This window comes from Heyndrickxia ginsengihumi (genome assembly GCF_011008565.1).
In the GTDB taxonomy this organism is placed as follows: domain Bacteria; phylum Bacillota; class Bacilli; order Bacillales; family Bacillaceae_C; genus Weizmannia; species Weizmannia ginsengihumi.
The window spans coordinates 1-24,755 of the sequence record NZ_JAAIWK010000018.1; the positions used below are offsets into that span (position 1 = coordinate 1).

The window sequence follows — 24,755 nt, forward strand, 5'->3', positions numbered from 1 at the left end:
AAGGCAGTTTGTTGTCTGAACTAGAACAACAAACTGCCTTTTTTCTGCCTTTGCTAAATCAATTTATATAAAAACGTAAGATTTTCAGTGGCCTCGCTGCACGCCTGCGGGGTCTCATCTATTCCGCTTTTCCCGCAGGAGTCTCACATCCTTCCGCTCTATTCATCTTATTCTCAACAATACTGCCTCTTAAAAAGTAAAAATTTTTTAAACGGTTATTCTTGGATACTTATTGTTTTTTCGTGAATCAAGAGGTTAATTTCCGCTCCAGGATACTACCTTTCCGCGGGCGAATGCTGAGCCTCCTCGGCGCTGCACGCCTGCGGGGTCTCATCTATTCCGTTTTTCCCGCAGGAGTCTCACATCCTTCCGCTTCAATCGACTTTGTGTAAAGTTTATGTGAACAACATCTGTCTAAAAAATCAATAATGATGATTAGAAAATGTGTTCCCCTAATCTACGTTGTTTTTTCATTAAAAGGAGGTTTGATTTCTGCAGACAGAATATGAAAACAACTGAAAGAAATGATGTTTTACGACGCACCCTTAGATTGCAACTGATCGGTAATGACCAAGTCCATTTACCTTTTTACAACAATAAAAAGGATTTTCATAGTTTGCATAGAAGTAGTTAAAAATAGTCATATGTATCAATAAAACATGTGAGAATGTACATGGAAAAAATAGTCATGATTTATCCCAGCATGACATTCCAATTGGCGGCTGTACATCGATTTACGAAAGCAAATGGAACTAAGTGGCCATTAAATAAACTTAACATATAAAGCCCGCAAGCAAACCTTTAATGTCCATTTAATGGCCTCGATTCGTCGTAACAATGATATACAATTTTTAATGTCCCGTCCCATAATTGTAATTTTACACTGCGTTAATTGAATCTTAATTTATCATTAGTAAACAGTGTATACAATTTAATATATGAGAATTACAATCTTCTTACATGATAAAGGAGGATATTATGGGAATTTTACTCAATACATTTTTCCTATTTATACTGGCATCATCATTCATCTATATTTTTTATTTAACGTACTTTACGGATGCAAATGAATCTTAAAGGTTGACTTACTAATGAAGCATTCGTTTGAAAGACAAGATGTCGACTGCTTCAAATTTAATGTTTATAGACTGAAACATCATTCCCACAGTTATCATATAGCTGTTTTTTATTTTCTCCTATGTACCCCCGAAAAAAATAATCGCCGAATCTTTTTCCCATCCAGCCAGAAATGTTTTTTTTTGCAGTTCTTTATCTAATGATCCCTGTAAGTAATACATCATTAAAATTTCGAACAATTGGTCCCTCTACCTCAAACTAATTTAAAAACAGATAAAAGACGGTACAATATACTTTACTATTCCGAGTTAAGATCTCGTCATCAACTATTTTCCATTAGGTATGATAGCAATTTTCATATGTATTTTATTAGTATATAATAATAGCAATGTACATTTGGCGAACGGAGGAAAGTCAATGGAAAAACTAGCAATATTTGTTGTATGTATTATGGTCGCCATCATCTTAAAAGCAATCATAACGATCCTATCGACTATTTTCTTAGGTATTGGTCTTATTGTACTGTTTAGCTGGCTATATGAAAAATTTTCCAAAAAAAACATACATGATAAAAAGGGAATTTTTTAAATGAATTTCCTTCCAAATTCCATCATTTTTTTTCCTCGCCATTTATATTTTTCATAAAAATCATCTGCCATCTTAATAAAAATGAATAGCATAACTTTACATTAGATCTTCTAGTACTACAAGAATGCCACACTCCTTTTACAAAGTGATACCCATTATAGCTGTTAAGAAAATATTAAGTCTTGATTGATATGCTCTACGAGAAGATAATCACAAATCAAATTTTCTTTAATCATGTGTAAAGTAAACGCGATTATTTCTTACAAGGAGTTGATCAAGTGTCTGAATTGACGAAAAGACTACACCAAGTATTGGCTAAATCTAAAGATTCTTTTATTCAAGAAGATGGACAATGGTATTCAACCAATGAATTTCTAACCGAAATTGAAAAGATCCAACACTATTTAATTGCCGCAAATGTTCGCCCTGGTGATCGAATTCTTGTGAGCTATCCAAATTCATATCAATTTGCCTATATTTATTTTGCAATTATCGACTATGGTGCAGTTGTTGCATCAATTAATCCTAATATGCCCGAATTTGAATTGAAAACTTTTATAGAAAGGGCAAATCCAATTTGCGGCTTCGTAGGTGAAGAACATGCAGCTTTTCTTTTTCATTCAAACAGAAAAGTTCATACGTTAAAAAATCTATTTGTACTAAACTCGGCATCAAATGAGTTGAAACGGTTTGAATATCTTCAGGAAGATTGGTATGAAACAACAATACCAGTCGTATCAAATCCTCCTTCCATTCCAGAACCTTCTGATGATGCTGTTGCTATCTTATTATATACTTCAGGGACGACTGGTAGACCGAAAGCTGTAGGCTTAATGCATAAACATATTTTAGCTGCAGCAGAAAATATCATACGTTCTCATCAACTTAGTTGCAAGGACATCACATACTGCTTTTTACCATTGTTCCATATTAATGCGCAAATTGTTGCGCTAATCTCTACCTGTTTATCTGATGGAAAAATAATCATCGCACCTAAGTTTAGTGCTTCAAAATTTTGGAATATCATACAGGAAAATGGCGTCACATGGGTATCAGCTGTACCCGCGATTATCTCTATTCTCCTTAATACGCCTCAACCTGACAATATACCTTCTTCCTTAAGATTTATTCGTTCGGCATCGGCACAACTTCCTAGCTTACATGCAAAACGTTTTGAACAGATGACAGGAATACCGCTCATTCAATCTTATGGCATGACGGAAGCTGCTAGTCAAATTTGTGTGAATCCACTGCCACCAGGAAAAAGAGTTTTAGGTTCGGTAGGATTGCCAGTTGGCCTAGAATTGCGAATTGTCGATGATAACGACAAAAATGTAGAACCGATGAACATTGGAGAAATTACGATCCGCGGGAACAATGTTATTACCTTTTATGAACAAGCTGACAACCAACACGATTTTCGAAATGGCTGGTTCCATACAGGGGATTTAGGCTATATCAATGATGAAGGATATGTATTTATCGTCGGTAGAAAAAAGGAAATGATCAATCGCGGTGGGGAGAAAATAAGTCCATATGAAGTAGAAGATGTAATCCGCCAAATTCCAACTATTAAACAAGTTGCCGTTATTGGATTACCACACCCTGTTTACGGGGAACAAGTTGCCGCATATGTCATTTCATCTTTACCTAATGTAGATCCAAAAGAAATGATAAAAGAAGTGACATCCCACTGTCAAAACGCTTTATCAAACTATAAATGCCCTGCTATAGTAAAGGTTGTAAAAGAAATACCCGTTGGTCCTACTGGAAAAATTCAACGAAAGAAATTGAAAGAAATGGAAATTGCCTATTCTAAAGTTCAAAATCACTAATTATTGTAGGAACATACTAACATTAGTGCACAAACCTAGCCCATAGTTTATGCTACTAATGTTAGTAGAAAATAATAATATTTTTAAACTTTATTTACCACGTTGGACATATGTCCAACGTGTTTTTATTTAAAAATTTTGCACGAAACTCTATAATATTCCCCCACCTCCTAGACTTACACGAATAATCCAATCAAAAAGCTCCTACTTTTTTGTTATTCACACTATATTAAAGGGATTTTCTAATAAATTATACATTCTTCATGAACGATCTTATTCTTTTATTTGCAATAAGCAACTTTTTATTAAATACAATTTCGCCGCTGTGGAATTTTCTATAGGAAGTGAGATAAACTTAAATAATAGAAATGACTTTTAATAGTATGCATAAAGTTTTCTCATTACTGTAATAAAGTTTCAGTTTATCTACAAAAATGCAATGACAAATAGATCAAAGTGTCCCCCTCTAGAGGGATCAACATTCATTAAAAAAGGAACAAATAATGGTAAACAAACTTTTTAACTTAATGATATCGATATTTCAATTATTGATTTAATACGATTCAATTGAAGTGGAGAGTTTTGCGGGATCAGCATGTCAATAGAGAATCCTACAGTGGCTTACGATAATGAGGCTCCCTGAACGCCCACGGAAAGCGAACGTCAGAGCGGAAATGATCACTCAAGTTTAAAACACTTTATAACCTAAAACGGCAGCTTCATGCTGCCGTTTTAGTTCTTTATTCACTTAAGCAAAGGAATGCTTCTTATCTTGTTCCTGCGGATGAACAATATGTTTTAAAATTTCTTCAACATGTCTTGTAAATAATGGATTTGACCGTTTTCTTGGACGTGATAGGCTGATAGATTGATCGAGTACAATCTTCCCTTCTTCTAATAAGACAATGCGATCAGCCAATCTTACTGCTTCTTCGACATCATGTGTTACTAACAGAGCTGTCATTTTATTATCTCTCCATATGTCCTCGACTAAATTCTGCATTTCTAACCTCGTTAAAGCATCTAATGCACCGAGCGGTTCGTCCAAAAGCAGTAGTTTTGGTTCATGGACAAGAGCCCGAGCCAACGCTACCCGCTGTTTTTGACCACCAGAAAGAACAGATGGAAATTGGAAGGCACGATCCTCTAAACCTACTAATTTTAAAGCTTTGTATGCTTTTTCCTTCCAAAGACCCTTTAAACCAATTCCGACATTTGGCAGAATTCTCTTCCAAGGAAGAAGCCTCCCATCTTGAAACATCATACGGGCATGATGGTTTACACCTTTTAATTCTTCCCCATCAATCGTTATCGTTCCACTATCAATCTTTTCTAAACCAGCAATTGTTCTTAGCAACGTACTTTTTCCACATCCGCTTTTTCCAACAATTGCAATGAACTCTCCTTTTTCTATAGATAAGTTTATTCCTTTTAAAACATCTAGCTTACCATAAGACTTTGTTACATGTTTAATTTGGATTTGTTTATTTTGAACCATTCCATTCACTCCTCCTTCTTGCAACATTCTTTTTTATTCCTTACCGTGATTCGTTCCACTTTAGCCAATTTCTTTCGCATAATTTGGCAATAATGTCTGATAATTTACCAAATAACGAATAGATTAATATACTTAAAACGATGACATCCATTTGCATAAAATCGCGCGCATTCATCGCCATATACCCAATTCCAGATGAGGAAGAAATTGTTTCTGCTACGATTAAAGTTGTCCACATAATTCCGAGAGCATATCGTATACCAACTAAAATCGATGACAATGCACCAGGTAAAAATACTTTAAGAAACAAAGGCACTCCCTTTAATCCATAAGCTTTCCCCATTTCAATCAAACCTTTGTCTACGGACTTTATCCCGTGGTACGTGTTGATATAAATAGGGAACAACACCCCTAAAGCTACTAAAAATACTTTGGATGTTTCATCAATGCCAAACCATAGAATAACTAGTGGGACTAGTGCCAAATGTGGAATATTTCGAAGCATTTGTATCGATGTGTCAAATAACAAATCTGAAATTTTAAACATTCCATTGAAAAGTCCAAGCAAAAAGCCAATAGATCCGCCAATGACAAATCCTGCCAGCGCCCTCCATAAGCTTATTGAGATGTTTTGATACAATTCGCCTGTAGCTGCAAGACGAATTCCAGCCTTCAATACATCTGTTGGGGCGGGTAAAATTCTCGTTGGAATCACCCCAAACTTGCATAAGCTCTGCCAAATAACGACTATGAGAAGCGGGACCATCCAAGGCATGAATACGCTCATCCATCTTTTTTCCAAACGCATTTTTTCTACCTCCTATCTTATTTCATGACATTATCCATGACGTTTATTTTTTCGGGTACAATTTTTTCATTGTAAAATAAATCAGCGATATCTTGTTGTTCATTCATAATATTAGTCGATAATGAATCGACACCATAAATCCGTCTGTCAACTGCTCGTTGAATCACTTTCTTATTCATTTTCATATCCTTTGCCAACATATCAATGAGTTCTTTATGGTGATCATTAGCCCAATCCATTCCATTACTAATTTCCTTTACTATTACTTGAACGACATCTTTATGGTTTTGTGCAAACTTCTTACTTGCCAGGAAAAAATCTCGATCGGTAGTTAATCCTTTACCGTTAGCAAGTAATATCGCTCCTGTATTGATTTCAGTTGATGCGGTATATGGATCCCATACTACCCACGCATCAACTTGTCCTCGTTGAAAAGCAAGGCGAGCATCTCCTGGTGACAGATCAATCGGTTTTATATCTTTCATTGTTAATCCGGCCTTTTGCAAAGCCTTCAACAATAAGTAATGTGAACTTGTCCCTTTCGAGAATGCAATTTTCTTTCCTTTTAAATCAGCAAGAGATGTAATGGTTGATCCCTTAGGCACCAAAATTCCACTGCCTTCAGATTTAGATTTGCCCGCAGCAACATAAACAAAAGGCACTTTTGCAATTTGCGAAAATACAGGCGGAGTATTGCCTGTTCTTCCAAAATCAATACTTCCTGCATTTAAAGCCTCTGTCAGCGCCGTACCATCTTGAAATTGCTTCCATTCAACTTTATATCCTTGCTTTTTTAACTCTAAATCTAGTTCGCCTAATGATTTCACAATTGCGAGTGGATCACCCTTTTGGTAACCTATTTTTACAACCTTTTCATCACTTTTAGTAGTTGAACTACAACCTCCGAGTACCAATCCAAATACTAGAAGGCAAGTTACAAATATGTTTAATAAAATTGTTTTTTTCATGTTGTCACTACCTTTGCGATAAACTTGAAATAGCTCTGGTTGTATTTGGCTTTTTCTTTGTTCTTTGACCGACACAATATGATATATATGGGATTTTCCCAATACAATACGAAAGAATCATAGAACTCACATAAACAAATAAAATGGCGATTGGAATTGACAAATAGAAAAGCCAGTGAACATTCGCAATTCTAGGAATATATTGATTTACAATATATATTGGAAACGGCTGAACAAGGTACATTCCAAAGGAAGTACTGGAAGCGATACCGACAAATCGGCTAAATCCTTGCCAATTTCTTCTTGTCCTTCTTTCTGCCCACTTTCTGCCAAGATAAAGCATTACCGCAATTACAAATAAACTGTATGGAAGGAATACTGGCTGATGGACAGATTGAGCTTTATGATCACTTTCATGTAAGATCGCCCTGTCAAGATAGTAATGCCCCCACATGCAAATGATTCCCAGAAAAAGGATGGCCCCTATAAGCCGATAATGTTTTTCTATAAATTTGCAAATCATGTCATAATGACAAGCAACAATGCCACCTGTTACAAACCAGCATTGATAAGTAACGAAAAAGACACCGTAATTTGTTAGCAAATATGGCCAGTTTGATTGATCTAAATGTGGGATTGCAAATTTATAAAATGACATTAATAATAGTTGAAATAAAAAACTCCATATAAAAATTTGCAAATGCCATTTTTCATATTTACGCAAAGCGAAAAGCAGCATCGGGAAAACCAAATAGAATTGAAAAGTAATCAGCAGATAGTAAATATAAAATTGGTCTCCGTGTATGAGGGAAAGCAATAAAATCTTTAAAAATCCCATAAATGACCCGTGTAAATCAATTTCATAAGTACTTTCAAATAAAATGTAGACTACATTCCAAACTAGATACGGAATCGCTATTAGAAATAATCGTTTCTTCAAAAACGAAAAAACATGGAATTCTCTATGATGATAAGTAATAAACAATACTAACCCTGTAATAAACATAAAAGCCATACGGGTAACATGCATGGATGAGTGGATGGCGGAAAGTGCTAAAAATTCTGTAGTCCAATCTTTTAACTGACTGGTAAAAATACTTGTAGTATGAACAGATAATACCCCGAACATAATCAGCATCCGCATAAAATCAATTTCGTAAAGATACTTCTTTTTTGGCAAAAGTTTAGAAACCTCCTTTATTTTCAACATTTTGCAGGTGATTTCTATTAGGAACCCCTGCTACCTCTATGAAAATATCATGCGAAACTTAATTTTTAGTTAAATCAGTATGTGTATCATGTTTGTTTCTCATTACTTCTAATTTCTTTATTATGAATTTCCTCTGTTTATTGATTGTCATTTTTAAGATCATATTAGCGAAAATAAAATAAGGGTGCTGACCGTTATTTATTAACTAGTCAGCACCCTTATTGCTATATTAAAATCAAGACTTCCATTTATTTTAATAGGAAAGATGTTAATGATGGACATATGTAGATGCAGCATGGATTAATTTAATTAATTCCTGTACTTGGCTTTCAAGTCTCAATAAAATATCTTCATTGACAATTGGATGGTTTGAATTATTTTTTTGAATAAATTGTTCTAGAACATATACCCCTCTTAATAGTTCACCTTTCATATTCGACAAAAGCGGTTTAAATGCAAAATCGACAGCCAATAAATGTGATTGACTTCCACCAACCATTATTGGCAACACTGGTGTATCTTGAAATACATCCTCTGGCAATAAATCTAATAAAGCTTTTAGTACACCCGAATAGGAAGCTTTATAAACCGGAGACCCGATAATCACTGCTTTTGCTGATTGAATTTGTTTGCTTATTTCTTGAATGATTTTACTATCAAATCGTGCATAAAATAGATCTTCTGGTGACACATCGCGAACGGAATAAAAGCTTGTTGTTAATCCTTCCTTTTCAACTTGCTTTTGTAGATAGTACAAGGCAGCTTCTGAGGAAGACGTTGCTGACGGACTCCCCGATATAATAATCACTTCGCTCATTTTCATTCACCCTAACCCTTCCTAAATAAAAAACCTCTTTTCTAAAGAAGAAAAGAGGCAGTTTACGGTAATAAACTCTTATCTTCCAAGAATAATTTCTTGCTGGAATTAGCACCATTCCACTATGTGGCGGTTGCTGAGGTTTCCACGGGCCAGTCCCTCGACCTCTCTTGATAAGATGTATAGATATACTGATTTTTATTAGTTTATAATATTTCAGATTATAACACAAGTAATTTACGCTTGATCTAACAAAACATTTTTTCGAGTTTTTCCTCTGCCAATTCGAGCTGTTTCAGCACTTGTTGATGCCCTGTTCCCCCAATACTATTACGTGCCTCAACGACATGCTTTGGCTCCAACACTGCATATATATCTTCTTCAAAAAGAGGACTAAATGTTTTATATTCATCAATGGATAATTGTAATAAATACTTTTGCTGCTGAATGCCATATAAAACAATTTGGCCGATAATTGCATGTGCTTCTCTGAAAGGTAACCCTTTCGTTACTAAATAATCAGCAATGTCTGTTGCATTTGAATAGTCATTGGATACGGCATTATACATATTTTCTTGTTTAACTGTCATTGTAGCAATCATTGGCGCAAGTAATTTTAATGCACCATCAAGTGTATTTACCGTATCAAATATTCCTTCTTTATCTTCCTGCATATCTTTATTATAAGCAAGCGGCAAGCCTTTCAGCACGGTGAGTAAGCCGATTAAGTTGCCATACACTCTTCCTGTTTTTCCGCGTAATAATTCTGGAACATCCGGGTTCTTTTTTTGCGGCATAATGCTTGAGCCAGTACAAAAAGAGTCATCTAACTCGATAAATTGAAATTCTTGGCTTGACCATATAATCATTTCTTCTGATAGTCTAGAAATGTGTGTCATAAGAATTGAAGCATTTGCTAAAAATTCGAGCACAAAATCACGGTCACTTACCGCATCTAAGCTATTAGGATAAACGGTTGAAAAAGCTAATAGCTCACTTGTCCGCTCTCTATCAATTGGAAATGTTGTTCCAGCAAGCGCCCCAGCTCCAAGCGGCAGCCAATTTGTCCGTTTTATACTATCGGAAAATCTTTCTTTATCACGCTCTAACATCCAAAAATAAGCAAGTAAGTGGTGTGCGAAAAGAATCGGCTGTGCTCTTTGTAAGTGGGTATATCCAGGCATAATAGTATCAACATTATGTTTTGCCTGCTCTACTAATGCTTCTTGAACTTTTGTAATTAATTCAATCATCTCATTCGTTACTTTACGTACATAAAGATGCATATCGGTAGCCACTTGATCATTTCTACTGCGGCCAGTATGTAGTTTACCACCGACAGGGCCAATCTCATCGATTAGCATCTTTTCAATATTCATATGTATATCTTCATGTTCAACTAAAAACTCAACTTGACCAGCTTGAATTTTTTCAGCAATTGTTTGAAGACCTTTCTGAATCGTATCAGCATCTTCTTTCGGAATAATGCCGCATTCTCCAAGCATCGTTACGTGTGCAATGCTTCCTTCAATATCTTCAAATGCAAGCTTTTGATCATAAGAAATGGATGCTGTATATTCTTCTACTAGTTTATTTGTTTCTTTTGTAAAACGACCGCCCCATAATTTTGACACAATCCGTACCTCCAACTTTCATAAGTAGTATATTATATGAAAGGATTGTGAACCTATTCGGGACACAATCCTCCAATCTTATTTATTTAACATTTTTTCTTTTTCATGAATTTCTGCATACACTTTTGTTGGTAATCCCCAAAGTTTAATAAAGCCAACTGCAGCATTATGATCAAATGTATCTCCTTTTAAATAAGTGGCTAGTTCTTCATTATATAAGCTATAAGGAGATTTACGTGCCACAACATCGTGATGACCTTTAAATAATTTAATTTTCACTGTTCCAGTCACCGTTTTTTGTGTTTCATTTACAAAAGCGTCAAGAGCATTTTTTAATGGTGAATACCAAAGACCTTCATAAATAATTTTAGCCAATTGTTGATCTACCGTTGTTTTAAATTGCGTAACTTCACGTGGAAGTGTTAAAAATTCGAGCTCTTTATGCGCATTAATTAAGACTAATGCAGCAGGATTTTCGTATACTTCACGGGATTTAATACCAACGAGGCGATTTTCGATATGGTCAATTCTTCCAACTCCATGTTTTCCTGCTAATAGATTTAAAGTTTCAATTAATTTAACAAGCCCCATCTCTTCACCATTTAATGCAACAGGAACACCTTGTTCAAATGTAATTTCAATATATTCCGGTTTATCAGGTGTCATTTCGATTGGCGCTGTCCAGTCAAATGCAGCTTCAGGAGCTTCATTCCATGGGTTTTCTAACACGCCTGCTTCGCATGCTCTGCCCCAAATGTTTGCATCAATAGAAAATGGATTATCTAGGTCAATTGGGATTGGAATTCCGTTTTTTTCTGCATAAGCGATTTCTTCATCGCGCGTCATCCCCCACTCACGGACAGGCGCAACGACTTTTAAATTTGGATTTAATGCTTGCACAGATACTTCAAAACGCACTTGGTCATTCCCTTTACCAGTACAGCCGTGTGCAACAGCGACAGCTCCTTCTTGTTCAGCAACGTCGACAAGTAGTTTTGAAATAAGCGGACGACTAATTGCAGATGATAGCGGATATTTTCCTTCATATAAAGCATTGGCTTTCAATGCCGGCAGAATATAGTCCTTTGCAAGCATTTCTTTTGCATCAATCATCACTGCCTTAATTGCACCAACATTTAAAGCTTTATCTCGAATCGCACTCAAATCTTTTCCTTCGCCAACGTCAGCTCCCATTGCAATTACATCGTATCCGTACTTTTCTTGGATCCATTTAACAGAAACAGATGTATCTAAACCACCAGAATAAGCTAAAACAATTTTCTCTTTTGCCATGATTCGTCTCTCCCTATCTATTATGAATAAATAATATTATTATTGAATTTTTATACATTCTTATCATAACAAAATAAAGATTACTTTTCCAGTAGTTTTTTCAAAATTGCTTTATGGGCATGCAATCTATTTTCCGCTTCATCAAACACAGCCGAATGAGGTCCGTCTATTATCTCTGCTGTTACTTCTTCACCGCGGTGTGCTGGCAAACAATGAAGAAATAAATAATCTTCTTTGGCAAGCTTGCATAATGATTCATTTACTTGATAAGCTGAGAACGCCTGCAACCGTTTTTGAGTTTCTTCCTCCTGCCCCATACTCGTCCATACGTCTGTAATCACAACATCAGCGTCTTTGATCATATCTTCAGGATCATGACCAAATTCAACTTGTAATCCTTTTGCTTGTGCTTCTTGTTTGACTTGTTCAACAATTGCCTGATTAGGTTCATACCCTTTCGGAGATGAGACGGATATATGAATTCCCACTTTCATTGCACCTTCCAGCAAAGAATGGCACATATTGTTGTTGCCGTCCCCGATATAGCATACTTTCAAACCGGAGAGTTTTCCTTTATATTCATAGATTGTCAGTAAATCTGCAATTACTTGTGTTGGGTGATGCAGATCAGTTAAGCCATTTATAATTGGTACTGTTGCATACTTGGCAAATTCTTCAACTGTTTCATGGGCAAAAGTACGGATCATTAAAGCATCAACATATCTAGAAAGAACTTTCGCTGTATCATGAATAGTCTCACCGCGTCCGAGTTGGATGTCTTTTGAACTTAAAAATAATGCTTCTCCACCGAGTTGAAGCATGCCAACCTCGAAGGCAACCCGTGTACGTGTTGATGATTTTTCAAAAATCATGCCTAGCACTTTACCTTTTAAATATGGCTTTGCATTTCCTTGCTTCTGTTCTTTTTTTAAATGAACTGCCTCTGAAAGCAGTTCATTTATTTCTTCTGTTGATAGTTCACCAATTGTTAAAAAATCTTTTTTCTTCTTTGTTTCAACATATTGACTCATAGATCTCTTCCTCCCTTTTTATACTTCTACTACAAAACGTTGAAAATCATTAAGAGCTTTCGCTTGAATAACTGATGGTTGTTTCATGACAGAAACAATTGACTGAAATGTATCGATGCTTGTAACAAGCGGAATAGAAAAACGCATCGCTTGTTCACGAAGGGCATTTCCGACCGTACTTTTATCTCTACCTTTTGTAGGAATAATAACAGCTGCTTTTACATCATTTTCGCTAAAAAATGATGGTACGTTTTCTGTCGTCAGCATTTCAGCTGCAATTCCATGTTGACGTAAATAGGCCGCCGTTTTTTCTGTTGCAACAAATTGAAAGCCATTATCGTATAACGATTTCATCATCGGCAGTGAATCGGCCTTATATCGATCGGTAACCGAACAAAAGATATATGGTTTCGCTTCACTCATTTGTTCAAATGCAGGATACTGGGTGGAGATTAATGCTTTTTGCAATGCTTTTTCCACATTTTCATCAATTCCTAACACTTCTCCTGTTGATTTCATTTCAGGACCTAACACAGGATCAACATTTTTTAATTTTGTATAAGAAAAAATAGGTGCCTTTACTGCAACTAAATTTGGTTCCATTGCAAGACCGGACTGCTTCAATGGCTGACCAGTTTGCGCAAGAATGCCATAATCAATAATTGGAATACCAGTTACTTTACTTAAAATCGGCACTGTTCTTGATGCCCGCGGGTTAACCTCCAACACATAAACAACATCATCATGAATGACAAACTGAATATTGGCGACACCAACAATTTCCCCTTTCATACAAATCTTCTCAGCATAATCTACTAACATTTGCTTCTGTTTATCTGTTAAATGCTGGGGAGGGAAAACTGCAATACTATCTCCAGAGTGGACACCCGCTCTTTCAATATGCTCAAAAATCCCTGGGATCCAAACGTTCTTTCCGTCACTAATACAATCAAGTTCGCATTCTAGTCCAGGAACATATTGGTCTATCATTAAAGGCCAATTTTTTTCTTCCGTATAGTGTAATGTTTGAATATATGCATCAAGCTCATGTTCATGATAAAAAATAAACATCGATTGCCCGCCGATCACATATGAAGGACGAACGAGTACTGGAAACTCTAACGTTTTCGCAGCGTTCTTCAGCATTTCGACATCATGAGCTACTTTTCCTTTAATATGTGGAATATTTAAGTCATTTAATAATGAATAAAACAAGTCACGATCTTCTAATCTATCCATCGCTTCAACACTTGTTCCAAACAATGGTACTCCTGCTTTTTCTAAAGCGCCTGCGACATTAATCGCTGTTTGACCGCCGAATTGTGTAAATACACCGGCAACATTTTCTTTTTCAATAATGTGTAAAAGGTCTTCTGGGCGCAATGGTTCAAAATAAAGCTTATCAGCAATAGAAAAGTCGGTGCTTACTGTTTCAGGATTGTTATTCACTACAATCGTTTCAAAACCAAGCTTTCTTAAAGCCATCACCGCATGAACAGAGCAATAATCAAACTCAATCCCTTGACCGATTCGAATCGGGCCCGAGCCAATGATTAGTACTTTTTTCCGATCGGATACTTCTACTTCATCTGTCCCGCCCCATGTTGAATAGTAATACGGAGTAACAGCTTCAAATTCTGCCGCACAAGTATCAACTAACTTATAGACAGGCTTCAATCCCAACTCTTTTCTTTTTGTGCGAACCTTGTCTTCACTGCAATTTAATAAATCACTTAGACGTTCATCACTAATATTCACTTTTTTTGCCTTTGCCAATATTTCAGTTGGAACAGTTTCAATTGAATATTCATTTAATTGCTTTTCAATATCTATAATTTTTTTAATTTTTTCTAAAAACCAACGGTCAATCTCTGTATATTGATGAATTTCTTCTATACTTAATCCTTTTATCATCGATTCAGCAATCGCAAATATTCTTAAATCACTTGCTTCAACTAAATAAGGAATAAGTGCTTGAATATCCATCTCTTTGAAAAAAGGATGAAATAAACTTGATAATCCCATTTCTAGCGAACGAATTCCTTTATTAAGTGCTCCTTCAAATGTACGATCAATCGCCATTGTTTCTCCTGTTGCTTTCATCTGTGTCCCAAGTGTGCGATCCGCTTCTGAAAACTTATCAAATGGAAAGCGTGGAAATTTGACGACAACATAGTCTAATGCAGGTTCAAATGATGCGAAAGTATGACCTGTTACTGGATTGATAATTTCATCTAAATGGTATCCGATTGCACATTTCGTGGCGATGCGGGCAATCGGATAACCTGTCGCTTTCGATGCCAATGCTGATGAACGGCTTACCCGTGGATTCACTTCAATAATATAATATTGATCTGAATAAGGGTCGAGTGCAAATTGAATATTGCATCCACCAATAACCCCAAGTGAACGAATGACTTTTAAAGACGCATTTCTAAGCATCTGATATTGTACATCTGATAAAGTTTGCGATGGTGCAACAACAATCGAGTCGCCGGTATGAACGCCAACTGGATCAATGTTCTCCATATTACAAACGATAATGCATGTATCATTTTCATCACGAACAACTTCGTATTCTACTTCTTTCCAACCTTTTATACTTTTTTCAAGAAGGACTTGATGAATCGGGCTTAGCTCAAGGCCTTTCTTTAATACTTTCTTTAGCTCATCATCATTTGCCGCAAAGCCGCCTCCGGAACCTCCGAGTGTATATGCCGGACGAATAATAACTGGATAACCGATCTCATGTGCGAACTTAAAACCTTCTTCAACACTTTCAATAATTTTCGATTGCGGAATCGGTTCATGAATGTCAATCATTAGTTGGCGGAATTTTTCACGGTCTTCCCCTTTTTGAATGGAGTCAACAGATGTACCAAGTAATTGCACATTATATTTTTCTAATAGACCGAATTCATATAATTGAACAGTTAAGTTTAACCCTGTTTGCCCTCCCAATGTCCCAATAATTCCATCAGGCTGTTCTATCTTTAAAATCGCTTCTATCGATTCTACTGTTAACGGTTCAAAATAAATTCGATCTGCAATTTCCTCATCTGTCATAATTGTTGCCGGATTGCTATTTACGAGAACAACTTCGATTCCGTCTTCTTTTAAAGCTAGACAGCTTTGTGTGCCGGCATAGTCAAATTCTGCTGCCTGGCCGATTACGATCGGACCAGAACCGATTACAAGTACTTTCTTTATCTCTTTATTGATTGGCATAAGTAAAAACACCCGCTTTTTGTTGAACTTGTTGTAAAAATTGAGTAAAAATATATTCTGTATCCTGTGGTCCAGGATGGGCCTCCGGATGAAATTGAACAGTCATAATTGCTTTGTTTTGATAAATACATCCTTCGACAGTTCCATCGTTGACATTACGGAATACAACTTTCATCACGGTTTCATCAATTGATTCATCTTCAACAACATAACCATGATTTTGGGATGTAATAAACACTTTTCCTGTACGGATATCTTTTACTGGATGATTCCCACCGCGATGTCCAAAAGGTAGTTTTTTCGTTTTGGCGCCATTTGCAAGTGCTAATAATTGATGACCTAAGCAAATTCCAAGAGTTGGGAACGATTCGCTTACTTGTTTGATCTCTGGTAACCATTGTTGCAGCTGCATTGGATCTCCAGGACCATTAGAAAGCACAACCCCATCTGGTTGCAAAGCTTTGATTTGCTCACACGTATAGTTATATGGAACAATCGTCACTTTACATTGATGCTTTAATAAATAGTCGACGATAGATTTTTTATAACCAAAATCCATCAATACAATATGTTTAGTGCCTTCCCCGCATGTTTTTAATGCTGTTGTCGAAACTTTTGGAATATAAAAGCCATTATCTGAGGCCGGTAGTTGTTTCGTTTTATCAGTTGTTAATAATCCTTTAACTGTTCCATGCTTGCGAATTGTTTTCACAAGCGCCCTAGTATCGACACCTGTTAAACACGGGATATTAAATTGCTGTAAATAAGAGATAGCCGAGAATTCCGCTTTATAAAAGCTAGGTTCCTCACAAATCTCTCCCGTAATCATTCCATGGGCGGCAACCTTTATGCTTTCATAATCTTCCTCATTTACTCCATAATTTCCAATTAACGGATAGCAAAATACAATTATTTGTCCTGCATAAGAAGGGTCTGTCATAATTTCTTGATAGCCTGTCATGCTCGTATTAAAAACGACCTCTCCGACAGTGTGAACATCTTGTTCCTCTCCAACAAAATGTCCTTCAAACATTTCCCCCGTTTCGAGAATGATATAACCATTTTTCAATGTTCTTAACCTCCTTGTGCGCTAATTATGCATTTGTAAAAACGTCCTTCAAAACTGCTGACATTTTTTCGATAAAACAATCAATCTCTTTTTTTGTAACCGTAAGTGGCGGCAGTAATCTAACGACTTGTGCGCCAGCTGATAAGATTAATAGTTTCTCCTCTAACGCTTTCGCTACAATATTTGATACATTATCGGCAAATACTAATCCGATGAGCATTCCTTTTCCGCGGATCTCTTTAATCTCCGTAAACGATGATTGTAGCTCGTGTAGTTTCGACCATAGATACTCGATTTGTTCTTCACAATGTTTAACGATATCTTCCGAAATAAAAGTCTGCAATGTTGCAAGACCTGCTGTTGCAGCTAGTGGGTTTCCTCCGAAAGTGCTTCCGTGAGTTCCTGGTGCAAAAGCCTCAGCAATTTCTTTTTTAGCTAGCATTGCACCTATTGGAAATCCCGAGCCTAATCCTTTTGCAAGTGTTATAACATCCGGCTCAAAACCGTATTGTTCATATGCAAATAATGTACCAGTTCGCCCCATCCCTGTTTGCACTTCATCCACGATGAGTAAAATTCCATTTTGCTTACAAATTGAAACGAGTGCATCAATCCACTCTTTCTCTGCGGGAATAACCCCGCCTTCACCCTGTACAAGTTCAAACATGACAGCAATTGGGTCAATTTCTTGTAATGTTTCAAGCTGTGAAAAATCATTATATGATAAGTATGTAAAACCTGGGAGGATTGGTGCAAATCCCTTTTGGATTTTTTCCTGCGCTGTCGCAGATAATGTTCCAAGTGTACGTCCATGAAATGAATGCTCAAATGTTACGATTGTACGGTTTTGCTTTTCTCCTTTTTTTTCTGCAAATATTCTGGCAAGTTTAATCGCAGCCTCATTTGCTTCTGCACCACTATTACAGAAAAATGCCTGATCAAATACTGAAACATTTGTTAATAAATTTGCTAGATCTTTTTGAGATTGAATTTCGTATAGGTTTGATGTATGCCATATTTGACTTAATTGTGACATCAATTTTTCTTTAACTTGATCAGGTACATGACCTAAATTACAAACTGCAATACCAGAGGTGAAATCTAGAAATTTATCTCCGTGCTCATCCCAAACAAAGCTTCCTTCTCCTTTCACAAATGTAATGGGAAGGCGGGAATAGTTATTCATAAGGGAAGACTTTTCTTTTGTCATTAATGATTTATCCATTGATTAGGACTTCCTTTCCGATGATTTTTGAACCGATTTGTTTGCCACTTGCAAGTTTTAATAATCCATTTTCCTCTAAACCATTGATAATCACTACTTCTTTTACACCGGACTCAATACATTCACAGGCAGCATGTACTTTCGGAATCATTCCACCTGTAATAATCTTTTCATCTATTAACTGCTCGACTTCATCTAAGGTCAGCTGGGAGATAACTTTATCCTGTTTCATTACGCCAGGTACATTTGTGATCATCCATAACTGCGCGTTTAGTGCTTTAGCTATTGCACTTGCAGCAGTATCAGCATTAATGTTAAGACGCTGACCGTTTTCATCGAGTGCAAGTGGTGAAATAACCGGAATATAGTTTTCATTTAGTAATTCTTTCACGATATCGTGTTTTACTGATAAAATATCACCAACGAATCCTAAATCTGAATCCTTTTGTTTTCCAAGCAATAATGATCCATCAATCCCACTAATTCCAACAGCTTTCCCACCACATGCAGTAAGTTTTCTACTAATCTTTTTGTTGACAGATCCCGATAAAACCATCTCGACGACATCTAGTACAGGTTCAGTTGTCACTCTCAAGCCATTCATAAAAGTGGTTTCAATTTCCATTTGTTCAAGTAAATTAGAGATTTCCGGCCCCCCACCATGAACGATAATTGGTTTTAATTGATAGTCTTTTACTAATTGAAGAATACTTTTATAAAATGTTTCTGGCAGCTGTTCTAAAATACTTCCACCACATTTAATGACGACATAAGACAACGTTGACAACTCCTTATATTTAATTATTAAACTGAATAAATATACATTTTTAACAATACAAATGCACTGTTTTCTTAAGTTCGATAGGATGCATTAATTTTCACATAATCATATGTTAAATCGCATCCCCATGCAATTGCTTCATCATTTCCATCTTGTAACGCAACGAAAATTTGAACCGGGTCACTTTCCTTCATATATTGGGTAGCCTCTTCTTCAGAAAAATCAACAGGAACGCCGTTATGCACTACTGTAATCGATCCAAGCGCAATAGAAATTGACATGGGATCGACTTTAACTCCGCTATATCCAATTGCATTAATGATTCTTCCCCAATTGGCATCTGCTCCAAATATCGCAGTTTTAACGAGGTTTGAACCGATGACTGTCTTGCTTAATGTTTTGGCATCTTCTTTTGTTTTAGCACCTGTAACCTTTACTTCTACTAATTTCGTTGCACCCTCACCATCTTTAGCGATATATTTAGCTAATGATTGACAAACGTATGTGAATGCTTCGTAGAATTGATCCCAATAAGGATTGTTTACTGAAAGCTGTTCATTTTCTGCCATTCCATTTGCCATTGCTACAACCATATCATTTGTACTCGTATCGCCATCAACCGTGATCATATTAAATGTATCGTTAATAATATTGCTTAAAGCATACTGCAAAGATTCCTGTTCAATATCGGCGTCAGTCGTAATAAATGACAACATCGTCGCCATATTTGGGTGAATCATTCCTGAACCTTTGGCAGCTCCTGCAATTGTAATTTCAGTTCCATTTATCTCTACCTTTACACATACATGTTTTGTAAAAGTGTCTGTTGTTAAGATTGCTTTTTCAAAATTTATAATATCCTCTTGTTCGACCGAAATGTTGGCAATTCCATTTCTAATTTTTTCAATTGGTAACGGTTCTCCGATAACACCTGTAGAACTTACACCCACTAGATGTTCTTTAGTTCCAACTTTTTCTGCATACCATTTTCTCATCAAATAAGCTTGTTCAAGCCCCTTCTCTCCAGTATATGCATTTGCATTTCCGGAATTAATAATCATACCTTGTAATTGTTTATCAATTGATATGCTTTCTTTTGTCACTGTGATTGGTGCAGCTTGAAATTGGTTAGTCGTGTATACCGCTGCAGCATTTGCAGGTACTTCTGAATAAAGCCATGCTAAATCTGGACGCTTCCGTTTTATACCGCAATGGAACCCTCCGGCACGAAAACCTTTTGGACTATTAACTGAACCTTGAGTTATGTAATATGATGCAGCATTTGTTTTCTCATAAAGTTTATTCATCGTTATCCTCCAATAGTTGTAAATTTTTCATTAAGGAAAAATTGGTGCAGATGCTAATCCTGCTGATCGATCCCAGCCATTTACGAGATTCATATTTTGAATAGCTTGACCACTCGCTCCTTTTACAAGATTATCAATAACTGAAACAATGATTAAACGATCAGTTCTCTCATCCACGTATAAACCGATATCGCAATAATTAGAGCCATATACTTCTTTTGTTGCAGGAATGTTTCCTATTGGTCTAACCCGAACAAATTCACTATCTTTAAAGATATCTTCATAGTATTGATGGACCTCGTCAATTGTTCCTTTTTTTACTAATTTCGTATACATTGTACACATAATTCCTCGTGTCATAGGAATTAAATGTGTTGTAAAAGATATGTTCACTTTGTTACCCGTCACATCAAAAATACTCTGTTCAATTTCTGGAATATGTTGATGATGTCCGATTTTATAGGCGTTTACGTTTTCATTTACTTCACTAAATAAGCTTCCAACTTTTGGTTTCCTACCCGCTCCAGATACACCTGTCTTTCCATCAATAATGATCGAATTAGGATCAATCCACTCACCTTGTAATGCTGGTAATAAACCGAGCAGTGTTGCAGTAGGGAAGCACCCTGGATTAGCAATTAATTGACTATTTCTTATTTTTTCTTCATTATATTCTGCAAGCCCATATACAGCTTTACTTAAATACTCAACATTTTCATGTTCAAATCCATACCAATGAACGTAATCATCCCCATTCCTTAGCCTAAAATCACCGGAAAGGTCTATGCATTTAATTCCTTTTTCCAAGCATAACGGAATGATCTTATTTGCCACTCCAGAAGGTGTAGCAAAAAACAATAACTCGACTCGACTCGCAATCTCATTTATATTGAAGGTATCTAATTTCATATGAATAATATCTTGAAACTGTGGATATTGTTCAGTTAGTAAACTTCCAGTTGTACTATTAGAAATGAGTACTTCAATGCTCGCATATGGATGTTGTAGCAATAAGCGTATGAGCTCAGCTCCACTATATCCGTTTGCACCAACAATACCAACTTTCACGTATTTCATCTCCCTGTATTGATGTATGTGCATTATTATAATATATATTGTATGAATATACAATCTTAAAAATTGAAATAATAAATTATTTTTTATTACATTCTAAATATTTTCTGCCTAAATCTATGTTTCATCATTCGTTTGTAGCGCTTTCCTTTATAATCATATGACCTTTTTTCATATATGAATTCAAACGTTTATATGATGTAGAATTCTGCATCATTGTTATGTATAAAACAATATAAACGAACAAAAGTGTTTGTTTCGTCTAAAAGGCTGAGACAAATGTATATTAACGAAAGAAAACCCGAATATTGCAGCCCTGGTCTGCACTGCGGGGTCTCACCGATGCCTATCCTCCCGGCAGGAGGTCTACGTATATTTCCGGAGCTGATTTGTGCAATGTTCTTCTTTAGCTAATCACTTTTAAGCATTTTCCCAGCCCACGAAAGATTGTTTACATTTTTTATTCTTTTTAATGTAAATTGCCGATAAAAAGAGTTCGTTTTCCTCACCTTATCCCTACTATTAATATAGTAATTTAAAAAGTGGTTCAGAATGAGACCATTCTGAACCACTTATCGACAAATTGAAACCGTAAGTACATCTCAACGATAATATCTATTCTAATTCACTCTTTAATACTTTTTTCGATTCCTTTTCATTTGTATTACTTATTTTTTGACTTTCATATGGCGTTACACGTTTCATAAAGAATACGAGAATAAATGCAATGAGCATAATTCCTACAGAAACTAAGAAAGCATCGTTTATTCCTTCAACTACTGCCTTCATCCCAATATGCTGCTTCATTTGTGCGATTGCATCTGGTGAAGGGTGACCAGTTAATTTACTCATCGCTTTTTCTGTTAAATCTTTTGCGTGCGTTTCAGTGCGATTTGACATGATTGAAACTAAAAATGCAGAACCAATTGCACCAGATACTTGTTGTAACGTGTTATTCATTGCAGTACCGTGGGCATTTAATTTTCCTGGTAATTGGTTTAAACCGTTTGTCATGACAGGCATCATAATCATTGACATTCCAAACATACGCAAAGTGTACAATATAATTAATTCAGTGTATGTTGTTGTAAGTGATAATTGGCTGAAAAAGTAAGAAGTTACAATTGTAATTGCCAATCCAATAATCGCTAATATTTTAGCACCAATTTTATCGAATAAAATCCCTGTTATTGGCGACATAATCCCCATTAATATTGCACCAGGGAGCATCAACAAACCAGAATGCAATGGTGTGATACCTCTTATATTTTGCAAATATATCGGTAATAAAAGCATTCCTGCAAACATCCCTACCATGATTACAATCATGATAACTGAAGATAGTGCAAACATTGGATACTTATAAATTCGAAATTCTAGCATCGGTTGATCCAAAACAAGCTGACGCCAAATAAATAAGATTAAAGAGACGGCACCAACAATAATCGTTCCATAAACAATAGGGTTATCCCAGCCTTTATTACCTGCACTACTAAATCCATATAATAAACCACCAAATCCAATAGTTGACAATACTAATGATAAAAGATCAAGACGTATATTGACTTTTTCTTTATGATCTTTTAATAAAAAGATTGCAAGGATAAATATAAGTGCAGCGATCGGTGTAACAATGTGGAATAACATTCTCCATGAGTAATGCTCTACAAGCCATCCAGACAATGTAGGACCTATTGCAGGGGCAAAAATCATAACTAGGCCAAAGATCCCCATTGCCCCACCACGTTTTTCAACCGGGAAGCTTGTTAATAATACATTCATTAGTAATGGCATCATGATTGCTGAACCTGATGCTTGAATGAGACGCGCCAATAATAAAGTCGAAAAATTAGGTGCCACGCCCGCGGTAATTGTACCGATTGTGAATAATCCCATCGCAACTAAAAATAAGCGGCGCACTGAAAATTTTTCAATTAGGAATGCCGTAGTTGGAATCATAATCCCATTGACAAGCATATATCCTGTAGACAGCCATTGTACCGTCGAAGTTGAAACATTTAAGTCTTTCATAATCGAAGGTAACGCAACGTTTAATAATGTTTCGTTTAAAAGAGAAATGAACGCTCCAATCAGTAAAATGGTGATAATCCCGTAAGGAACCTTCTTTTCTTCAACCATTGTTGTTGTACTCAAGTAATAAATTCTCCTTTCGTTTATACCACAGGTTCAATTATTTGAACCTTGATTATAAATCATGTAATTTATAATATACTCTCAAATAACTTTTTTCAAGTGAAATGTTAATTTAAGTAATAGGTATTATTTGTCTATCCTTTAAAAATAGGCTACTATAATGTTATAGATTAATTATTGTGAAATTATAGGTGATATTTAACATGAATGATCGTAAGCAGCACGTAATGAATATAGCTCGGCAATTATTTGTCAATAATGGTTTTCAAACCACCTCTATTCAGGAAATTATTGAACAAAGCGGAATTTCAAAAGGAACCTTCTATAATTATTTCTCTTCCAAAAAAGAATTACTCATCAGTATCATTAATGACTCTCATGAAATATTAGAAAATGAACGTAATCAACTATTACTTGGTCAAAGTCCAACAGATGTCGATATCTTCAAAAGCCAAATTCTGTTATCCCTTGATATAAATAAAAGATTCCAATTAATTACGCTCGTTCAAGAAATATTTTATTATAACGATCCTGATTTAAATGATTTTATCGAGAGAATACATCTTAAAGATCTTAAGTGGCTATATCGGCGTCTTATTGATCTTTTTGGCGAAGAGGCAAAGCCATACTTATTGGACTGCAGTATTATGTTTTATGGAATGCTTCATCAAAATTTGCGTTTTTATTTTATGAATCATTCAAAGAAACTACATGTGAATGAATACCAAGTTGTTAACTATACAATTAATCGCTTGCTAGGAATGGTAAAGGAAGTATCGATGGCAAAGGAAATATTATTAGAAGAAAATATATTTGAACATTGGTATCCTTCTTCAGAGGAAAATAATATTGAAAGATCATTAGAGGATGCCATTGCCCAGGTGAAAAAGGTGATCAAGGAAAACGTCTCAGAAGGTGATCAAGACAATATACTGGAGCTAGTAAACTTTCTTGAAGAAGAGCTTAAAGAAACGAAGCAACCGAGGAAGTTTGTAATTGAAAGCGTATTAACTTCTTTAGGAAATTATCTTGCTATTTTCGATATAAAGGAATTACAACAATTACAAAAAGTGATTGAACATTTTTTAACTTATGAAAAATAAAGACCCTCTTTTTATAAGTCTACGATGTAGATGTAAAGGAAAAATACCTTAAATA

Annotated in this window: 18 protein-coding genes and 1 riboswitch; of the genes, 3 read left to right on the forward strand and 15 right to left on the reverse strand. The window is 35.7% G+C overall.

Annotation, left to right across the window (positions count from 1 at the left end; all coding sequences use genetic code 11):
- Nucleotides 1–1,494: 1,494 nt before the first annotated feature.
- Both G4D61_RS11430 and G4D61_RS11435 read left to right on the forward strand, forming a co-directional pair.
- Nucleotides 1,495–1,665 (forward strand): hypothetical protein, encoded by a 171-nt coding sequence (locus G4D61_RS11430; RefSeq protein WP_163174004.1) that lies wholly within the window; start codon nt 1,495–1,497, stop codon nt 1,663–1,665.
- 278 nt (nt 1,666–1,943) lie between these two features.
- Complete coding sequence (locus tag G4D61_RS11435) at nt 1,944–3,500, forward strand: AMP-binding protein (RefSeq protein ID WP_025729166.1); 1,557 nt, start codon at nt 1,944–1,946, stop codon at nt 3,498–3,500.
- A gap of 748 nt (nt 3,501–4,248) precedes the next feature.
- Here the strand turns inward: G4D61_RS11435 and G4D61_RS11440 are convergent.
- The 15 genes from G4D61_RS11440 to G4D61_RS11510 all read right to left on the reverse strand — a co-directional run bounded on the left by G4D61_RS11440 (nt 4,249) and on the right by G4D61_RS11510 (nt 23,582).
- Nucleotides 4,249–4,998 carry an ABC transporter ATP-binding protein gene (locus G4D61_RS11440; protein WP_035348709.1) on the reverse strand — a complete coding sequence of 250 codons (750 nt, stop codon included), beginning with the start codon at nt 4,996–4,998 and terminating at the stop codon, nt 4,249–4,251.
- 40 nt (nt 4,999–5,038) lie between these two features.
- A complete protein-coding gene (gene ssuC / locus G4D61_RS11445) occupies nt 5,039–5,806 on the reverse strand; it encodes an aliphatic sulfonate ABC transporter permease SsuC (protein WP_025729168.1) in 768 nt (255 codons plus the stop codon).
- Nucleotides 5,807–5,823: 17 nt separating this feature from the next.
- Entirely contained in the window at nt 5,824–6,774 is a 951-nt protein-coding gene (locus G4D61_RS11450; RefSeq protein ID WP_163174006.1) for a sulfonate ABC transporter substrate-binding protein, read from the reverse strand.
- Nucleotides 6,775–6,781: 7 nt separating this feature from the next.
- Nucleotides 6,782–7,954 (reverse strand): acyltransferase, encoded by a 1,173-nt coding sequence (locus G4D61_RS11455; RefSeq protein WP_235425170.1) that lies wholly within the window; start codon nt 7,952–7,954, stop codon nt 6,782–6,784.
- Nucleotides 7,955–8,252: 298 nt separating this feature from the next.
- Nucleotides 8,253–8,801 (reverse strand): NADPH-dependent FMN reductase, encoded by a 549-nt coding sequence (gene ssuE / locus G4D61_RS11460; protein ID WP_025729176.1) that lies wholly within the window; start codon nt 8,799–8,801, stop codon nt 8,253–8,255.
- A gap of 75 nt (nt 8,802–8,876) precedes the next feature.
- Nucleotides 8,877–8,981, reverse strand: a riboswitch (SAM riboswitch).
- Between the two features lie 68 nt (nt 8,982–9,049).
- Nucleotides 9,050–10,435: an argininosuccinate lyase gene (gene argH, locus G4D61_RS11465; RefSeq protein WP_163174008.1), complete on the reverse strand. Its 1,386-nt coding sequence runs from the start codon at nt 10,433–10,435 to the stop codon at nt 9,050–9,052.
- A 78-nt stretch (nt 10,436–10,513) separates the two neighbouring features.
- Nucleotides 10,514–11,728 (reverse strand): argininosuccinate synthase, encoded by a 1,215-nt coding sequence (locus tag G4D61_RS11470; RefSeq protein ID WP_025729180.1) that lies wholly within the window; start codon nt 11,726–11,728, stop codon nt 10,514–10,516.
- Between the two features lie 80 nt (nt 11,729–11,808).
- Complete coding sequence (argF, locus tag G4D61_RS11475) at nt 11,809–12,759, reverse strand: ornithine carbamoyltransferase (protein ID WP_025729182.1); 951 nt, start codon at nt 12,757–12,759, stop codon at nt 11,809–11,811.
- An 18-nt stretch (nt 12,760–12,777) separates the two neighbouring features.
- Nucleotides 12,778–15,987 carry a carbamoyl-phosphate synthase (glutamine-hydrolyzing) large subunit gene (gene carB / locus G4D61_RS11480; protein ID WP_025729184.1) on the reverse strand — a complete coding sequence of 1,070 codons (3,210 nt, stop codon included), beginning with the start codon at nt 15,985–15,987 and terminating at the stop codon, nt 12,778–12,780.
- The gene (locus tag G4D61_RS11485) at nt 15,974–17,056 is read right to left on the reverse strand and encodes a carbamoyl phosphate synthase small subunit (protein WP_025729186.1); all 1,083 of its coding nucleotides are present in this window, start codon (nt 17,054–17,056) and stop codon (nt 15,974–15,976) included. Before G4D61_RS11485 ends, carB begins: the two co-directional genes overlap by 14 nt.
- 25 nt (nt 17,057–17,081) lie before the next feature.
- Entirely contained in the window at nt 17,082–18,281 is a 1,200-nt protein-coding gene (gene argD / locus G4D61_RS11490) for an acetylornithine transaminase (RefSeq protein WP_025729188.1), read from the reverse strand.
- Nucleotides 18,274–19,059 (reverse strand): acetylglutamate kinase, encoded by a 786-nt coding sequence (gene argB, locus G4D61_RS11495; RefSeq protein ID WP_025729190.1) that lies wholly within the window; start codon nt 19,057–19,059, stop codon nt 18,274–18,276. The genes argD and argB overlap by 8 nt, the downstream gene beginning before the upstream one ends.
- A 74-nt stretch (nt 19,060–19,133) precedes the next feature.
- Nucleotides 19,134–20,369 carry a bifunctional glutamate N-acetyltransferase/amino-acid acetyltransferase ArgJ gene (argJ, locus tag G4D61_RS11500; protein ID WP_025729193.1) on the reverse strand — a complete coding sequence of 412 codons (1,236 nt, stop codon included), beginning with the start codon at nt 20,367–20,369 and terminating at the stop codon, nt 19,134–19,136.
- Nucleotides 20,370–20,399: 30 nt separating this feature from the next.
- Entirely contained in the window at nt 20,400–21,437 is a 1,038-nt protein-coding gene (gene argC / locus G4D61_RS11505; RefSeq protein ID WP_025729195.1) for an N-acetyl-gamma-glutamyl-phosphate reductase, read from the reverse strand.
- A gap of 621 nt (nt 21,438–22,058) precedes the next feature.
- Nucleotides 22,059–23,582 carry a DHA2 family efflux MFS transporter permease subunit gene (locus G4D61_RS11510; RefSeq protein WP_035348714.1) on the reverse strand — a complete coding sequence of 508 codons (1,524 nt, stop codon included), beginning with the start codon at nt 23,580–23,582 and terminating at the stop codon, nt 22,059–22,061.
- Between the two features lie 218 nt (nt 23,583–23,800).
- On the opposite strand from G4D61_RS11510, the gene G4D61_RS11515 reads away from it, so the two are divergent.
- Nucleotides 23,801–24,700, forward strand: coding sequence for a TetR/AcrR family transcriptional regulator (locus G4D61_RS11515; RefSeq protein WP_025729199.1), 900 nt, complete (start codon nt 23,801–23,803; stop codon nt 24,698–24,700).
- The last annotated feature ends 55 nt before the right edge of the window (nt 24,701–24,755 follow it).